Annotated in this window: 16 protein-coding genes; 8 read left to right on the top strand and 8 right to left on the bottom strand. The window is 40.0% G+C overall.

Annotated elements, in window-relative coordinates; all coding sequences use genetic code 11:
* From ACESR9_RS00800 to ACESR9_RS00765, 8 genes are all read left to right on the top strand, one after another.
* Positions 1-741 carry an esterase family protein gene (locus ACESR9_RS00800; protein WP_003001389.1) on the top strand — a complete coding sequence of 247 codons (741 nt, stop codon included), beginning with the start codon at positions 1-3 and terminating at the stop codon, positions 739-741.
* Between the two features lie 21 nt (positions 742-762).
* Positions 763-1,929, top strand: a complete 1,167-nt coding sequence (locus ACESR9_RS00795; RefSeq protein ID WP_003001410.1) for an ATP-grasp domain-containing protein — start codon at positions 763-765, stop codon at positions 1,927-1,929.
* Between the two features lie 219 nt (positions 1,930-2,148).
* The gene (locus ACESR9_RS00790; protein ID WP_118095608.1) at positions 2,149-3,117 is read left to right on the top strand and encodes a thiamine pyrophosphate-dependent dehydrogenase E1 component subunit alpha; all 969 of its coding nucleotides are present in this window, start codon (positions 2,149-2,151) and stop codon (positions 3,115-3,117) included.
* Positions 3,118-3,133: 16 nt separating this feature from the next.
* Positions 3,134-4,126 (top strand): alpha-ketoacid dehydrogenase subunit beta, encoded by a 993-nt coding sequence (locus ACESR9_RS00785; protein ID WP_003001471.1) that lies wholly within the window; start codon positions 3,134-3,136, stop codon positions 4,124-4,126.
* A gap of 329 nt (positions 4,127-4,455) precedes the next feature.
* Positions 4,456-5,499: a dihydrolipoamide acetyltransferase gene (locus tag ACESR9_RS00780; RefSeq protein WP_003001399.1), complete on the top strand. Its 1,044-nt coding sequence runs from the start codon at positions 4,456-4,458 to the stop codon at positions 5,497-5,499.
* Between the two features lie 41 nt (positions 5,500-5,540).
* Entirely contained in the window at positions 5,541-7,244 is a 1,704-nt protein-coding gene (gene lpdA, locus ACESR9_RS00775) for a dihydrolipoyl dehydrogenase (RefSeq protein WP_373104964.1), read from the top strand.
* Positions 7,245-7,473: 229 nt separating this feature from the next.
* Positions 7,474-8,463 (top strand): lipoate--protein ligase, encoded by a 990-nt coding sequence (lplA, locus tag ACESR9_RS00770; protein ID WP_009731054.1) that lies wholly within the window; start codon positions 7,474-7,476, stop codon positions 8,461-8,463.
* A gap of 109 nt (positions 8,464-8,572) precedes the next feature.
* Positions 8,573-9,214 carry a hypothetical protein gene (locus tag ACESR9_RS00765; RefSeq protein ID WP_373104961.1) on the top strand — a complete coding sequence of 214 codons (642 nt, stop codon included), beginning with the start codon at positions 8,573-8,575 and terminating at the stop codon, positions 9,212-9,214.
* Positions 9,215-9,299: 85 nt separating this feature from the next.
* On the opposite strand, the gene xerS is transcribed toward ACESR9_RS00765, so the two are convergent.
* The 8 genes from xerS to ACESR9_RS00725 all read right to left on the bottom strand — a co-directional run bounded on the left by xerS (position 9,300) and on the right by ACESR9_RS00725 (position 17,760).
* Positions 9,300-10,370, bottom strand: coding sequence for a tyrosine recombinase XerS (xerS, locus tag ACESR9_RS00760; RefSeq protein WP_315376507.1), 1,071 nt, complete (start codon positions 10,368-10,370; stop codon positions 9,300-9,302).
* Positions 10,371-11,337: 967 nt separating this feature from the next.
* Positions 11,338-11,892, bottom strand: a complete 555-nt coding sequence (locus tag ACESR9_RS00755) for a helix-turn-helix domain-containing protein (RefSeq protein WP_214254938.1) — start codon at positions 11,890-11,892, stop codon at positions 11,338-11,340.
* Between the two features lie 759 nt (positions 11,893-12,651).
* Positions 12,652-13,635, bottom strand: coding sequence for an acetylxylan esterase (locus ACESR9_RS00750; protein ID WP_373104958.1), 984 nt, complete (start codon positions 13,633-13,635; stop codon positions 12,652-12,654).
* A 105-nt stretch (positions 13,636-13,740) separates the two neighbouring features.
* Positions 13,741-14,508 carry an alpha/beta hydrolase gene (locus ACESR9_RS00745; protein ID WP_373104956.1) on the bottom strand — a complete coding sequence of 256 codons (768 nt, stop codon included), beginning with the start codon at positions 14,506-14,508 and terminating at the stop codon, positions 13,741-13,743.
* Between the two features lie 66 nt (positions 14,509-14,574).
* Positions 14,575-16,146, bottom strand: coding sequence for a signal recognition particle protein (gene ffh / locus ACESR9_RS00740; RefSeq protein ID WP_024055635.1), 1,572 nt, complete (start codon positions 16,144-16,146; stop codon positions 14,575-14,577).
* Between the two features lie 17 nt (positions 16,147-16,163).
* Positions 16,164-16,379: a hypothetical protein gene (locus ACESR9_RS00735; protein WP_037615282.1), complete on the bottom strand. Its 216-nt coding sequence runs from the start codon at positions 16,377-16,379 to the stop codon at positions 16,164-16,166.
* A 2-nt stretch (positions 16,380-16,381) separates the two neighbouring features.
* Positions 16,382-16,714 carry a putative DNA-binding protein gene (locus ACESR9_RS00730; protein WP_003001435.1) on the bottom strand — a complete coding sequence of 111 codons (333 nt, stop codon included), beginning with the start codon at positions 16,712-16,714 and terminating at the stop codon, positions 16,382-16,384.
* A gap of 101 nt (positions 16,715-16,815) precedes the next feature.
* Entirely contained in the window at positions 16,816-17,760 is a 945-nt protein-coding gene (locus ACESR9_RS00725) for a 3-oxoacyl-[acyl-carrier-protein] synthase III C-terminal domain-containing protein (RefSeq protein WP_373104954.1), read from the bottom strand.
* Positions 17,761-17,770: the final 10 nt, after the last annotated feature.

The following is a 17,770-nucleotide window of genomic DNA, read 5'->3' as shown; positions in this document are numbered from 1 at the left end:
ATGAATATTGAACATTTAAGCCACTGGAGTGGCCAACTCAACCGTGAAATGTATTTGAACCGCTATGGACACGCAGGTATTCCTGTTGTGGTCTTCGCTTCATCAGGTGGAAGTCATAACGAGTACTATGACTTTGGTATGATTGATGCTTGTGCTCAGTTTATCGAAGAAGGACGGGTTCAATTCTTCACCCTTTCGAGTGTTGATAGTGAAAGCTGGCTTTGTGATTGGAAAAATCCTCATGATCGAGCAGAGATGCACCGTGCTTACGAGCGCTATGTGATTGAAGAAGCTATTCCTTTCATCAAGCACAAAACAGGCTGGTTTGATCCGATGATGACAACTGGTTGCTCAATGGGAGCCTACCACGCGCTTAATTTCTTCTTGCAACATCCAGATGTCTTTAACAAAGTGATTGCCTTGAGTGGAGTCTATGACGCTCGTTTCTTTGTTGGTGATTTTGGTGGAGATGAAGCCATTTACCAAAATTCTCCATCTGATTATATCTGGAACCAAAATGATGGCTGGTTTATCGATCGTTACCGTCAGGCTGAAATCGTTGTTTGTACTGGTTTAGGGGCTTGGGAACAAGACGGGCTTCCATCTTTCTACAAACTGAAAGAAGCCTTTGATCACAAAAATATTCCTGCATGGTTCGCTGAATGGGGACATGATGTAGCCCACGATTGGGAATGGTGGCGCAAACAAATGCCTTATTTCCTAGGCCAAATGTATCTATAAGTAAAAAGGGAGGAGACCTCAATGAATTATATCGTTATTTCACCATATTACCCACAAAACTTCCAACAATTTACCATCGAACTAGCTAATAAAGGGATCACTGTTTTGGGAATTGGTCAAGAGCCATATGAACAGTTAGATGAGCCTTTGCGCAACAGCTTAACAGAATATTTCCGTGTTGAAAATTTGGAAAATCTGGACGAAGTGAAGCGTGCGGTAGCCTTTCTCTTTTATAAACATGGCCCAATCGATCGCATTGAGTCTCATAATGAGTACTGGTTGGAATTGGATGCGGCGCTTCGGGAGCAATTCAATGTCTTCGGGGCTAAGCCAAAAGATTTGAAGAAAACCAAGTTCAAATCCGAAATGAAGAAACTCTTCAAGAAGGCAGGAGTCCCAGTCGTACCTGGTGCTGTAGTTAAAACAGAAAAAGACATTGATAAGGCCGTGAAGAAGATTGGGTTGCCTTTGATTGCTAAGCCTGACAATGGAGTAGGAGCAGCAGCGACCTTCAAGATCGAAACGCCAGAAGATGTGGATCATTTTAAGGCTGAGTGGGATGGCCACACCGAGTACTTCTTTGAGAAATTCGTCACTTCTAGCGAGATTTGTACCTTTGATGGTCTGGTCGATAGCGATGGCAACATTGTCTTCTCAACGACTTTTGACTATGCTTATACGCCACTCGATTTGATGCTCTACAAGATGGACAACTCTTATTATGTCCTTAAAGAGATGGATCCAAAATTGCGTCAATACGGGGAAGCCATTGTCAAGGCCTTTGGCATGAAGGAACGTTTCTTCCACATTGAGTTCTTCCGCGATGGGGATGACTATATTGCGATCGAGTACAATAATCGCCCTGCAGGTGGCTTTACCATCGATGTCTACAACTACGCTCACTCGATTGATTTGTACCGTGGCTATGCTGCCATCGTAGCAGGAGAACCTTTCCCAGCTTCTGAGTTTGAGCCCCTTTATTGCTTGGCAACTTCTCGTCGTGCCAATGCAGCCTATGTCCTTTCAGAGGATGAAGTTTTGGCTAAATACCATGATCAATTCCGTGTCAAGAAAGACATGCCAGCGGCCTTTGCGGAACTTCAGGGAGATTACCTCTATATGCTTACTACACCTAGTCGTGAAGAATTGGAACAAATGATTCATGACTTTGGCCAACGCCAATCATAAGATGATGACCGGTAGGATAGGATCCTATCGGTTTTTTTATATGTATAGCAAAGTCATGAGTGATAAGTTTGTGAAATATTGTATTTGAATTTTAAAAAGCTTATAAAACCATCTTCCAAGGAATAAAGTTTGTGAAATCATTTGAGCATTATTTTTGACAGTGCTTTCATTTTTGTCTAGAATGAAAGAGAATGAATAAATGCTAAGAAAGGCGAAATGATGGCAACATTAGATAAAAGTCTCTTATTGGATATGTTCCGTAAAATGGAAGAAATCCGTCGCATGGACTTAAAAATTGCACAGTTAGTAAAAAAAGGAAAAGTGCCAGGAATGACGCACTTTTCTGTTGGGGAAGAAGCGGCTAACGTTGGAGCGATGTTGGCTTTGAACGATGATGATTTGCTGACATCTAACCACCGTGGACACGGACAAGCCATTGCTAAAGGAATCGATTTGAATGGCATGATGGCTGAGATCCTGGGGAAATATACGGGTACTTGTAAAGGGAAAGGTGGCTCTATGCATATCGCTGACCTGGATGCTGGTAACCTTGGTGCCAACGGGATTGTTGGTGGTGGTATGGGGATTGCAGTAGGTGCTGCCCTTACACAACAAATGAAAAAGACTGGTAAGATTGTTGTCTGCTTCTTTGGCGATGGTGCAACCAACGAAGGTGTCTTCCACGAAGCGGTCAATATGGCTTCCATCTGGAATCTGCCAGTTATTTTCTACTGTATCAATAACGGTTACGGAATCTCTGCCGATATCAAGAAAATGACCAATATCCAGCATATTCATGAGCGTAGTGCTGCTTATGGCATTCCTGGTATGTTTATTCCTGATGGAAACAACGTTATTGATGTCTATGAAGGATTCCAAAAAGCTGTTGAACATGTCCGCTCTGGTAAAGGCCCTGTCTTGATTGAAAGTGTCACTTATCGTTGGCTCGGTCACTCATCTTCAGACCCTGGTAAATACCGGACACGTGAAGAAGTTGAAGAGTGGAAGAAGAAAGATCCAATCGAAAACCTTCGCAAGTATCTCCTTGAAAATGAGATTGCGAGCGCAGAAGAATTGGATCAGATCCAAGAAGAAGTAAAAGAAGCAGTTGAAGCTTCAGTGAAATTTGCGGAAGAAAGCCCATTCCCTCCACTTGAATCAGCTTTCGAAGATATTTACGCAGACTAAGGGGGAGTAGAGAATTATGGAAACTAAATTAATGTCTTTCCGCGATACCATTATCCTTGCTATGTCTGAGGAAATGCGTCGCGACGAAAATGTATTGTTGATGGGGGAAGATGTCGGAGTTTTCGGTGGAGACTTCGGAACTTCAGTAGGAATGCTTGAGGAATTCGGTCCAGAACGTGTCCGTGACTGTCCGATTTCTGAGGCTGCGATTTCAGGTGCAGCAGCAGGTGCAGCCATGACCGGACTTCGCCCAATCGTTGATATGACCTTCATGGATTTCTCAGTAATTGCCATGGATGCTATCGTTAACCAAGCTGCTAAGACTCGCTACATGTTTGGTGGAAAAGGTCAAGTACCAATGACCATTCGCTGTGCTGCTGGTAACGGAGTTGGATCTGCAGCCCAACACTCTCAATCATTGGAATCATGGTTTACTCATATTCCTGGTTTGAAAGTTGTTGCTCCTGGTACGCCAGCGGATATGAAGGGACTGCTTAAGTCTTCTATTCGCGATAACAACCCAGTAATCATTCTTGAGTATAAATCAGAATTTAACCAAAAAGGTGAAGTGCCTGTTGACCCTGACTACACGATTCCACTTGGTGTCGGAGAAATCAAACGTGAAGGAACTGACGTCACTGTCGTAACCTACGGAAAAATGCTTCGTTGCGTGATGCAGGCAGCTGAAGAATTGGCAGAAGAAGGCATCTCAGTAGAAGTAGTAGATCCACGGACCTTGGTTCCACTCGATAAAGAGATCATCATTAACTCTGTCAAGAAAACAGGAAAAGTAGTCCTTGTCAATGATGCCCACAAAACAAGTGGCTATATTGGTGAAATTTCAGCTATTATTTCTGAATCAGAAGCATTTGATTACTTGGATGCACCAATCCGCCGTTGTGCGGGGGAAGATGTGCCAATGCCTTACGCACAAAACCTTGAAAATGCAATGATTCCAACAGTTGAAAGCATCAAAGATGCCATTCGTAAAACATATAACAAAGAATAATACATAACATAAATTATGTAAAAAAATTAATTAGACGAGAAGCTTTGTATCTTTTAGGTGCAGAGTTCTCTGCGTTCTTGATATCTTAGATTAGAGCACGGGCTAAAGTCTGGGTGAAAAAGATAAACTTTCCTAGAAACTAAAGTTTCTTCGTCAAGTTTCCTATTTTCACTTTGACTTTTGAAGCCCTTAGTATCTTATAACTGAATCCGGACGGAGGACTGTGAAAAAAAGATAGATTTCCTTGTGTTCATCGAACACAGCGTCAATCTCCTATTTTTTCTTTGTCCTCTACGTCCTTGATATCTTATAATAGAATAGGAGAGGTCATGGCTGATGATAAGCTAAGAGCGACTCCTGCGGCTAGAAAATTAGCGGATGATCTTGGGATCAACCTCTATGATGTTTCTGGTTCAGGCGCAAACGGTCGTGTCCACAAAGAAGACGTGGAAACCTATAAAGACACAAATGTGGTTCGCATTTCACCACTTGCAAAACGAATTGCACTAGAGCATAATATTGCTTGGCAAGAAATCCAAGGAACTGGTCATCGTGGTAAGATTATGAAGAAGGATGTTTTAGCCTTCCTTCCTGAAAATATCGAAAACGATACGATTAAATCACCTGCTCAAATTGAGAAAGTGGAAGAAGTTCCAGATAATGTGACACCTTATGGTGAGATCGAGCGGATTCCGATGACACCAATGCGTAAGGTTATTGCTCAACGTATGGTTGAGTCATACTTAACTGCTCCAACCTTCACGCTTAACTACGATGTAGATATGTCTGAATTGCTTGCCCTTCGTAAAAAAGTTCTTGATCCAATTATGGAAGCAACAGGTAAGAAAATCACTGTTACAGATTTGCTTTCACTTGCAGTTGTCAAAACTCTTATGAAACATCCATATATCAACGCTTCATTGACAGAAGATGGTAAAACAATTATCACCCACAACTACGTTAATCTTGCGATGGCTGTTGGTATGGATAATGGTCTTATGACACCAGTTGTCTACAATGCTGAAAAGATGACCTTGTCAGAGTTGGTCGTAGCCTTCAAGGATGTTATCGGACGTACCTTGGATGGTAAGCTTGCTCCAAGTGAATTGCAAAACTCAACCTTTACTATCAGTAACTTGGGGATGTTTGGCGTTCAATCATTTGGACCGATTATCAACCAACCAAACTCTGCCATTCTTGGAGTTAGCGCAACGGTTGAAAAACCAGTTGTTGTGAATGGTGAAATTGTCATTCGTCCAATCATGAGCTTGGGCTTGACCATTGACCACCGCGTTGTCGATGGAATGGCTGGTGCCAAATTCATGAAAGACTTGAAAGCCTTGATTGAAGACCCGATTTCAATGTTGGTCTAATCAACGAGAGAGAATAGAAACAAGAAAAAGAGGGAAATAAAATGGCCTTAGAAGTAATTATGCCAAAAGCCGGCGTAGATATGACCGAAGGACAAATCGTTCAGTGGAATAAGAAAGTCGGCGAATTTGTAAAAGAAGGAGAAGTTCTCCTTGAAATCATGACAGACAAAGTCAGCATGGAGTTGGAAGCGGAAGAAGACGGTTACTTGATCGCTATCCTGAAAGGGGATGGAGAAACTGTTCCTGTAACAGAAGTAATCGGTTATCTTGGTGAAGAAGGGGAAAACATCCCAACCGCTGGAGCAGCACCAGAAGCGAGTCCAGCACCAACTGCAGCAAGTGCTTCAAACGATGATAATAAGAGCGATGATGCTTATGATATCGTAGTGATTGGTGGTGGTCCTGCTGGTTACGTATCTGCTATTAAGGCAGCTCAACTAGGTGGTAAAGTTGCTCTTGTTGAGAAATCTGAACTTGGTGGAACATGCTTGAACCGCGGATGTATCCCAACTAAGACTTACCTCCACAATGCTGAAATTATTGAAAATATTGGTCATGCAGCAAACCGTGGTATTATCATTGAAAATCCAAGTTTCTCAGTAGATATGGATAAGGTTCTTGAAACCAAGAACAAGGTCGTAAATACCCTCGTCGGTGGTGTTGCAGGACTTCTTCGCAGCTACGGAGTGGATGTTCACAAGGGTATCGGTACCATTACGAAAGATAAGAATGTCTTGGTTAATGGTTCTGAATTGCTTGAAACGAAGAAAATCATCCTTGCCGGTGGTTCAAAAGTTAGCAAGATTAACGTTCCAGGTATGGAATCATCCCTTGTCATGACCAGTGACGATATTCTTGAAATGAATGAAGTTCCAGAAAGCCTTGTCATCATCGGTGGTGGTGTTGTCGGGATCGAACTTGGTCAAGCCTTCATGACCTTTGGTTCAAAAGTAACAGTCATCGAAATGATGGACCGCATCGTTCCAGCTATGGATGCGGAAGTATCTAAGAACCTTCGTTTGATTCTTGAACGCAAGGGGATGACCATCTTGACCGATACAAAACTGCAAGAAATCATTGAAGAAGACGGAAAACTCCGTATCAAGGTTGAAGGCAAAGATGATATCATTGCTAACAAAGCTCTTCTATCAATCGGACGTGTTCCAGACCTTGAAGGTATCGGTGAAGTCGAGTTTGAATTGGATCGTGGACGGATCAAGGTCAATGAATACATGGAAACATCTGTTCCAGGCATCTATGCGCCAGGCGATATCAACGGTACCAAGATGTTGGCTCACGCTGCCTTCCGTATGGGTGAAGTAGCGGCTGAAAATGCTCTTAAGGGAAATCATGCTGTTGCCAAATTGAACTTGACTCCTGCAGCCATCTACACACTTCCAGAAGTTGCCGCTGTTGGTTTGACAGAAGAACAAGCTCGTGAGAAATACGATGTTCAAATCGGTAAATTTAACTTTGCGGCGAACGGTCGTGCCATTGCATCAGATGCGGCTCAAGGATTTGTTAAAGTCATTGCAGACAAGAAATATGGTGAAGTTCTTGGGGTTCACATCATTGGTCCAGCAGCAGCTGAATTGATCAACGAAGCTTCTACCATCATTGAGATGGAAATCACTGTAGAAGAAATGCTCAAGACCATTCATGGTCACCCAACCTTCTCAGAAGTGATGTACGAAGCCTTTGCGGATGTACTCGGCTTGGCAGTTCACTCACCTAAGAAGAAATAATACTATTCTTTCAACTAAATTTTCTTAAAGTAGTACGGACGGCAGCGACCTCTCTTAGAGTTCCATGCCTAAAAATTGAGCCACTTGTCTCAATTTTTCCGAGAAATGTAACGAGTTATCGTTACATTTCTTTTTACTACTTCAGAAAATTCAAGTGAAATTCAACTATTTCTGTCTAATGCTTATCTTACTATGAGTAGGATTTATAAAACGAATTTTTGGAATTACTATGAAATACATTATTAATTATTCAAATGATACTGCTTTTAATATTGCTTTAGAAGAGTATGCTTTTAAGCATCTATTGGATGAAGATCAAATCTTCCTTCTTTGGATCAACAAACCATCTATCATTGTAGGTCGTCACCAAAATACCATTGAAGAGATCAACCGTGACTACGTTCGGGAGCATGGGATTGAAGTGGTTCGCCGGATCAGTGGTGGTGGAGCTGTTTATCACGATTTGAACAACCTCAACTACACCATCATTTCAAAAGAAGATGAAAACAAGGCTTTTGACTTCAAGAGCTTCTCGACTCCAGTGATCAATACCTTGGCTCAACTTGGGGTTAAGGCTGAATTTACAGGTCGTAATGACTTAGAGATTGACGGCAAGAAATTCTGTGGAAATGCCCAAGCTTACATCAATGGTCGGATCATGCACCATGGTTGCCTTCTCTTTGACGTTGATTTGTCAGTCCTTGCCAATGCTCTCAAGGTATCTAAAGACAAGTTCGAGTCTAAAGGGGTTAAATCGGTTCGTGCTCGTGTGACCAATATCATCGATGAATTGCCAGAAAAAATCACGGTTGAAGAGTTCCGTGACCTACTTTTGGACTACATGAAGAAAGAATATCCTGAGATGACAGAATATGTCTTCTCGGATGAAGAATTGGCTGAAATCAATCGTATTAAGGAAACCAAGTTCGGTAGCTGGGATTGGAACTATGGGAAGTCCCCTGAATACAATGTCCGTCGTGGCACCAAATTCCCAAGCGGTAAGGTTGAAATCTTCGCAAATGTCATTGAATCCAAAATCCAAGACATCAAGATTTACGGTGACTTCTTTGGTATTGAAGACGTTGCAGCAGTAGAAGATGTTCTTCGTGGCGTTAAATATGAACGTGAAGACGTCCTCAAAGCCCTTCAAACCATTAACCTAGGTCGTTACTTTGCAGGTATCACTGCAGAAGAAATTGCTGAAGCAGTGGTGGAATAAAGTAAAAGATATCCATTTAACATGGATATCTTTTATCTTAAACTTGATATTCAAAAATAATGAGAGTAAAATATAGAGGAAATCTGAACAAAAAAGAGGATCATATTCGATGATGAAAATTCCAGTTGAAAAACTTGGTCTATTTGAACAGTTAGATCGTATAGTAGTGGCTTTTTTTAGTAAGCAACAACCTTCAAGTCCATATGATTTGAATATCAGTATTACACAAGAACACCTTGACCAGAAAAAGCAAGAGCTAGAACCATTAGGCTATCAAGCTGTCAAGCTACCATTAGGAATGGCTTTAGATAATGTCATCCAGCAACCTCATTATCAAAATTTAATCCTTGGCGGACTTGCTCCCGACGAAATTATAGTCAGCAAAGAAGAATTAATGCCTTTGAAAGATATTGTGGACAGTTTTTGTATTATGTACGCTGCAGCGAATAACAGACTGGAAAATAGTAAGGCTTATGAATTAATGAAAGATAAGACGGTTTATTTTATTGGTAAACTATTTACAGATATTCCAAAAGCCGGTGATGAAATTGCTTATTTAGGAATTGATCGAATAGCGAGCGATGGCACACCATATGAAGCAGTTAAATGCTTTTTAACGGAAGAGAGTGCAGAGAAGTTCAATGATGAAAAAAGACCGGTCACCCCTGCAAACTTGGCCTATCTAAAATCATTCTGGGGAAAACCAGTCATTATTGAGCCACACCGTAATTATTGGATCGAATTTTTATAGAAAGAATTAAAGAGCGTAAGATTTCATAAAAAATCCTACGCTCTTTTTCTAATGCTGAAATATTACATAATTTATATTACGTAACTTATAAGCTATCCAAGGCATTTTTCTGTTCGTCATTAACGATATGCGTATACAAGTCCGTTACCTGTGTGCTAGCATGTCCTAGCTGGTGGCTGACCAAAACCTGGGATTTGGTAGCATCATAGAGACGGGTTGCAAGAGTATGGCGCAGTTTGTGGGGGGTTACGCGGACTTTAAAGTCTTCTGAATACTTGGCCACCATCTTTTCAACACTAGAAGCATCAATTCGATTTGGAACACCTCGATACAAGGTCAGAAAGAGGGCTGTATCTGTCTTCTCTGTCTTATAACGTTTGTCTCGAATAGCAAGATATTGTTCTAAATAAGGCTTAGCAAAGGCAGCAACATTGACTGAGTCTCGTTTTCCACCTTTTCGAGTGACGTCAATCACCATCATCTTAAGGTTGAGGTCTCGAAGATCTAGGTTAACTGCTTCAGAAAGACGGACACCAGAGGCAAGAAGGAGTGCGATAATGGCTAAATCACGCTCTTTATTCTTATTAAAGGAAGATAAGGCGCGATTGGAGAGTGTTTGAGGGTATTCCTCATCTATATAATTCAAAAATCCCTCTGTTTCATCACCTAAAAAGAGTTTTTGCTTGATATTTTCAGCTCGGGCTGCCAAGGTTTCTTTCTTTTTCTTGGTAGCAACCTTCTTCATGACATTGCGGTAGAAATAAGGCTCCCCTTGCTCGTTTTCAACTTCCTCAGTCAAATACTTATAAAGGCTAGAAAGTGCCGAAAGGGTACGGTTAATGGTTGTTTGAGAAACCCCGTTTTTCATCGTATTGGCATTGAGCAGAGGACGTTCACGTAAGTAAAGGATAAAGGATTCCATGTCTTTCTTGGTCATGTGCTCCAGAACGTCTAAGGGAATATTGGCCATGGTGTTAGCATCTGATATACCAGATTCCAAGACCCAGGTGAAAAATCGATCGTATTCCTTTAAGTATTCGTATAAGGTCGTAAAACTATATGGAACGGCCAGTTTTGATTGGTAATATTCTAAGACGTACCAAGGCATGACTTGTTTGAGTTTATCAATCCGTTCTAATAAGATCTCGCGTTTCATGTTTTTCTCCAAATCTTTCTATACTAGTAGTATAGCATAGCCAGATATATTTTTCAAGAAAATTATAGTTTTTCGGAAAGATGTCATAGGGTTTATATAGGTTAACAAAAATTTTTATAGGAAAACTAAATCTTTCGCATACTTAAATTCTGTACATTATCTACTTGAAAACTAAAAATACAATCTTTTAAAATAATGTACTTTATAAAAATCTATGATAAAAAAACAAGTTCAAATTTGAACCTGTTTTTAAATTTTCCTATAAGGGACAAAATGTTCTCTTTTTCGTCTACGCCCTTTACAAAACATGCATGGCTCGATAGATCGTTTTATATTTGCAATCTTATCTACGATAGCCATTCTATAACGATGTTCTGGATTATTCTTACAAATCTACCAAAATCTTAATTGCGTATTATTTGGGATTCTTTCTGGATCTCCTAGAATAAGATTATTAAGATAATCCCACTCGTTCATCAAATCTTCAAACGAGATATTATCTTGTCTTTCTTTTAGTTCTGCACAAAATGGACACATTTCTTTAAGATCTTTTGTCTCGGAACTTAAATACTTATTTAATATAATGCTGAAGCGCTCATGAAATTCAAAGTTACATTCTTTGCAGCGCCATAAATTGAACCTTTTTTCAGTTAATAATGGAACAAAACTATCTATAGAGACTTTATTATTTGGTGCCCACAATTTTGCTAGTTCAGGGTACAAATAATCAAATGTATTATACCCCTTCAGAGGCTTATCGTTGTTACAGTAAGGACAACACTGAGAAACTTCTCTTCGAATAGTGAACAAGCTTTAATAGTTTCAATAAGAAAAAGTTTGTGAGTGAACAGGATTTAAAGCAAAAAAATAAGAGCCGATGGGCTCTTATAATTATCTCTATAACTTGTAATTTTTTATTTACTTAAAACTTTTCTTTGCCAACTTTTCTCATTACATTTTGGACATTTCATATATCTTGTAGTTCCAAAGTGCATTGCAAAATATACTTTACTGTATTTTGACACATATTTATTATGGCATTTTGACATTCATAATAACCTGTTTCTGTTTCTATTTTTAATGCAAATGAAACACCTATTATTAAAAGAACGAATGCTAATATAAACAACAATATTCTTGCTATATTATTCTCTATTAAAAATGATGTAACAAAAATTAGTGTTAAAAAAGATATTGTTGAGCCAAAACCAATAACATTTTCATACATCATTAGTTTTTTATTTTGCATTTCTTCCTTTTTTGCCATTTCTAACAAATTTTTTTCTGCTATCTCATTATAATTATTCATATCAATCATCTCCCCACTTAATAATTCATTTACACTTATTTTAAGTTCATTACATAAATCTAGCATAATTGATGAATCAGGCATTGCTTTTCCATTTTCCCATTTAGATATAGCCCTATCTGTAATATTTAACTTTTCTGCAAGTTGCATTTGAGTCAAATTATTCTTTTTCCTACTTTCAGCTATAAATTTTCCAATTTTAATCTGATCCATAACTTTTACCTCCTTCAATTTAAGTGTAAATTATTATTATTAAAAAGTACACATACCATTGGTTGAGTGGGATATTTTTTATATCAACTAATGGTTGAATAAGTGTAAATTGTCTTTATAATAGTGATACAACTAAGCCAACAATTAAGCAGACAATTAGTCCAATAAGTTCTCCAATAATTGAGCCTTTTATATGAAACCAATAGTTATGATATTCTTGTATCATATCTTCCGTACCTTCTATTATAAATTGTTTACTATGGCAAAACCATAAAGATAAAAATAATTATTTTTTTCATGATTTATTAATAATACTGACCCTTAGGATACAGTATACTCCTTTCTAGGAAGAATTCTTATTATCCCTATCTTTATTATAGGCCTACAGCAATTTATATTCAATTATTTATATATGAAGGTAATTTCAGAATTTGAACTTTAAATTTTTTATTATACATTGATTATCATTGAAAATAATGTACAAATTAATTTCTCAGATTAGAGGATATTATGTACTAGAAAACATACAAAATACCACTCCAGAATAATGTACAAAACAAAAATAAAGTACACTCCTTAAAGAATGTACTTTATGCTTCTAATTCAGTTGTATCAATGGTTTAGCTCTTGTTAAGTCAATTGTACATAAACTTTTAGTTTATATAGGACTGTTTTTGTATCCCTATCTATACTAGATCCCTTTTAACCACAATAAAATCAGCAAACCTCATGGATCTACTGATTATTTTCTTCTCTAACTTATTTTTCTACATATCGAAATGGAATCTTGCTACCACAGAGCCAATTATAGACACGATCATTGACTTGAACGTTCATAGCTTCGTGGGCATATTCTGGCATGATTAAATGCTCTTTTGGACATTCTAATCGATTATAAATGGCGAATTGTGTCTCTGGATAACAAACATCATCATCTAGCCCGGTAATCATGTGAACTTGTCCTTTGATGCGATGGGCAAAATTTTTCACATCAATATAGGCTAAGGTCTTCATGATTCGGTCTTCCGTTTCATGGAATGGATCATGGAATTTGAAATAACGGAAAAGCTCGTCATAGGCCTCGCTGGTGTTCCCAATCTCTAATACACGTCTGAAATCCGATAAGAATGGATAAATGGCTACCGTTCGTTGAATTCTTGGATTCAATCCAGCAGCTACCAGGGCCAGGGCACCGCCTTGAGAGGCTCCATAGCTAGCGAGTTTGCTGTTGTCAACTTGAGGAAAGCTAGCTACAATTTCAATTAACTGGTAAAGATCTAAGTAGACATCCTTATAAAATAGCTCATCTGGACCTTCCACAGCTCCGCGGATAATCTGTCCTTTAACCGTATTTCCAAGTGGTGAGCGATCTCCGTCTGTTGAATAGCCTGATTGACCTCTTACGTCCATAGACACAACTCCATAGCCAGCTAGTGTATAAGCCAGCATGTCTGTCCAATCCCAACAACGGCCCATATAGCCATGAAAATGGAAGATAACTGGAACCTTTTGATCTGTTTTTGGGAAAACAACTCGCGCATAAACAAGACCATTTCGTGTCCCTTTAAAGCTTAATTCATAACAAACAACATTTGGAATGCTGAAATTTTGCTCTTCGAGCTTGTATTCAGGAAGTTCAGCAATGTTTGCTAGGTCTTGATTCCAAAAGGTATCAAAGTCTGCGGGCACTTCATCCCGTCCCCTGTAATCTTTCATTAATTCTAGTAATTTAGGATCTTTCATAAAATCCTCCTCAGGTATATATAATCGCTACCAAAAATGTACCATATTTACTTAAGGATTGCAAGATACAAATAAAAATTACATAACCGAAATTATGTAATTTACTTATAGATTCAAAAATAGACTTAATTGCTTCACTAGATCTGGATTAGTGGGCAAGGCTGAATGATGAGCTTTACGACCGTTTAAATTCACTTCTGTATAGGTTTGGTTATCAAAAATAGATTGTGCTGCTTGTGCACTAGAAAGAGGGACGATGCCGTCTGATTTCCCAGCAAAGCTACCAACAAAGTTAAGGACCTCTACTTCTTTTCCTAGGCGATGCTTCCATGTTTGAAAATCATCATACATCTCTTGGTTGAATTGGTAAGGACTACCAATAATAACCAGCTTGCTTACGGTCAGCTTTTTCTTTTCTAAAAAGCCACTTTCCAGTAAACCGGTTAAAACCAGTCCACCATTAGAATGCCCGACTGCCTTAAACTCTGTAAAATGATAGTGATCCAAAAGATAGGTAAGAGCGATCTTAAGGGATTCGATTTGCTGCTTGATATTGCTGTAGCCATCACGATTATTCTCAAAGCCGATCACAATCATCGGATTCGGCTCTTTCGTATTCAGTCTTCCCTCCATCTCTATAGAATCATCTTTGTTGACTTTAATTTTTAAAAGACTTTGCTTTTTTCTAGAAAATCGATGGAGCATGCGGATGGTTCCGTTGAATCGCTGGATACTGGCTGAACTCCCAGGTACAAAGATAATCGGTCTGATGGGTGGTTTCTTTGACCCTTTAGGAAATTCAAAGGGCTTTCTGTGCGAAGAAAACAATCTTGTAAAGAAACGAATGACTTGTTGAATTAGTTTTTTTAACATCTTTCCTCTAGTAGTAGTTTCTAAAAGAACCCAGAACAGTGTGTTCCAGGCCCTTATTAGAAACGATTATTTCCGTTTTTTCTTATTTTTGCGCATTTGTTTGGCCATCTTGTTCATCGCCCGTTTCATCATGAATTCACCGGCTTTTCCTTTGAGACCACCACCAAACATTTGGCTCATATCAGGCATTCCAGCGCCTCCACCAAGAGCTGACAAGTCAGGCATCCCTCCTTGTCCCATCATCCCTTCAAGAGCAGACATATCAGGCATTCCACCAGGCATATTCTTCGGCATATTATTTGGATTGAGCCCCATTTGTTTCATCATCTTGTTCATATCACCAGAGAGGACGCCTTGCATCATCTGTTTGGCTTGGTTAAAGTCCTTGATGAATTTATTGACTTCGACAAAGCTATTTCCTGATCCAGCAGCAATCCGACGACGACGGCTTGGATTTAACAAATCTGGATTTTCCCGTTCAGCTGGTGTCATGGATGATACGATCGCGCGTTTGCGAGCAATTTCTCGTTCATCGACCTTGAGGTTCTTCATGGCAGGATTATTAGCCATACCTGGAAGCATCTTGAGCAGGTCTTCCATTGGTCCCATGTTTTGGACTTGGTCTAACTGATCGATGAAGTCGTTGAAATCAAAGGTGTTTTCTCGCATCTTCTCAGCGAGTTCAAGGGAACGTTTCTCATCGTATTCTTGAGAAGCCTTCTCGATCAGCGTCAGCATATCCCCCATACCGAGGATCCGACCAGACATTCGGTCTGGGTGGAAGGTTTCGATATCAGTGATTTTTTCACCAGTACCAGTGAACTTGATTGGTTTTCCAGTAATCTGACGGACAGAAAGGGCCGCACCACCACGGGTATCCCCATCGATCTTGGTCAAGATGACCCCAGTTACTTCGAGCTGTTCATTGAACTCACGCGCCACATTGGCTGCTTCTTGACCGATCATGGCATCGACAACCAAGAGGATTTCATTCGGCTCAGCAAGGGCTTTGACGTCGCGCAACTCGCCCATGAGTTTCTCATCGATTTGCAGACGACCGGCTGTATCAATCAAGACATAGTCATTGTGGTTGGCTCTCGCCTGCTCCAAACCTTGACGTACGATCTCCACTGCAGGAACTTCTGTACCAAGTGAGAAGACAGGGACATTGATCTGCTGACCAAGCGTCTTCAACTGGTCAATGGCTGCTGGACGATAGATATCGGCCGCAATCATCAAAGGACGTGCATTCTCTTCCTTGACCAATTTGTTGGCCAATTTACCCGCAAAAGTTGTTTTACCAGCCCCTTGAAGACCGACCATCATGATAATGGTTGGAATCTTTGGAGATTTGATAATTTCTGCTGTTTCTGAACCCAAAATCGCTGTCAATTCTTCATCGACAATCTTGACGATTTGTTGGGCAGGGTTGAGGGTTTCGATGACCTCATGACCTACGGCCCGCTCGCGGACGCGTTTGATGAAGTCTTTTACAACTGGAAGGGCAACGTCGGCCTCTAAGAGGGCAAGACGAATCTCTTTAGTCGCCTCTTGGACATCTGCTTCAGAGATTTTCCCTTTCTTACGAAGATTTTTAAAGACGTTTTGTAAACGTTCGGTTAAACTTTCAAATGCCATTATTTTCTCCTATTTTTTCAATTCAGTGGATATCGTCCGAAATGTTGCAAACATTCTAGTTCTTCGGGTGTGACTTCTTTCATGATTTCATTTGGATATCCCCAACAGCTAAAACCTATTTGCATAGCCTTGGAGATATCATTGGGCGAGATAATCTGTAGTCGAGTAGGAAATACTTCCTCTGCGACTAATAGTTTGCAAGGTATTCCTTGATAAATGACGAGACTGCCCATAATCACTCCCGATTGTCAATGCTTGATAAAATTTCAACCTGCTCTTGTAGAAAAGTATCTTCCGGATAGCGTTCTAAAATCTGATCAAAAATCTGGCTGCGTACAATGTAGTCAGAGTACATGTGCAACTTCATTTCATAATCCTCAAGAATCTTCTCTGTCCGCTTGATATTGTCATAAACCGCCTGACGACTGACCCCAAACTCTTCAGCAATCTCAGCCAAGCTATAGTCATCTGCGTAATAGAGCTCGATATAGTTCATTTGCTTGTCTGTCAAGAGCGCTGCGTAAAACTCAAAGAGCGCATTCATTCGGTTGGTTTTCTCAATTTCCATACCTTTCATTATATCAAAAAAGCCCGCCAAAGACTAGCGGGACTTCATGCTTTTTGCCTGTGTTTTTAGGAGTAGACACTATTTTTTATCTAAGCAAAGAATTAGATTTTCAGAGCCAACATATTGACCGTCATACCCGCTGCAGTTCCCATTAAGAAGATGGTATCTCCTTCTTTGACAAGGCCACGTTCCAGGGCGTAAGCTAGGCCAAAAGGTATAGCTACTGAAACCATGTTTCCGTAATCGCTGACAATGTTAAGATACTTATGGTCTGGTACCCCTAATTTTTCCATGACCAAAGGAAGGGCACGACTAGCTTGGTGAGGAATGATATAGTCTACATCAGCAAGCGATAGGCCGACCTTGTCTTGAAATTCTTGGAACATGTCAGGAATAACACGCGCAGATAGAAGCAAAATCTTCTTCCCCTTCATGTCAAACATGAAGTCGGTTTTGGTTGATTCAGAGTACAATTTCGGATGATACGCTGTCAAACCACCACGAATTTCGGTGTCATGGGCTCCCTCAGACCAGGTACGTTGCATACTGGCAATGATTCCTTTATCTTCCTTTGTTGCTTCAAAAATAAAGGCTGCAGCTCCATCGCTAAACAGTTCAAAGCTTTCTTTTTGTTTAGGATTCAGCCCTAGGCTTCCTACTTCACTTGATACAATCAGAACCCGTTGGTATTCACCACCTTCAATTAGATAAGAAACAGTGCTTAAAGCAGATACAAAACTGGTACAGGTGGTATTGATATCCATAGCAGGAATCGTTAGTCCCTTGGCCACGCGCTCATGGATCAGAGCAGCTGTACAAGGAATGGGCTGAACGCCAACAGCACTAGCCGAAACCAGGCAGTCGATGTCTGCCATTTCAAGCCCCGCATTGTTTAAAGCCGCTTCAATCGCACGCGCTGCAAGATCAATCTGTGTTTCTTCTCCTTCTTTCACGCGGTAACGAGTTTGGTCTTTGAAAGTTACGGTATGAGCTGGAAGCGCTGTTCCATAGCCTTTAATTTGCAAATGTCTTTTTACAGTAGTCATAGGATTCTCC

Source organism: Streptococcus parasanguinis (assembly GCF_964238605.1).
Lineage (GTDB): Bacteria > Bacillota > Bacilli > Lactobacillales > Streptococcaceae > Streptococcus > Streptococcus parasanguinis_AJ.
Note: the sequence above shows the minus strand (reverse complement) of the source record. Positions and strands in the feature narration are given on the sequence as shown.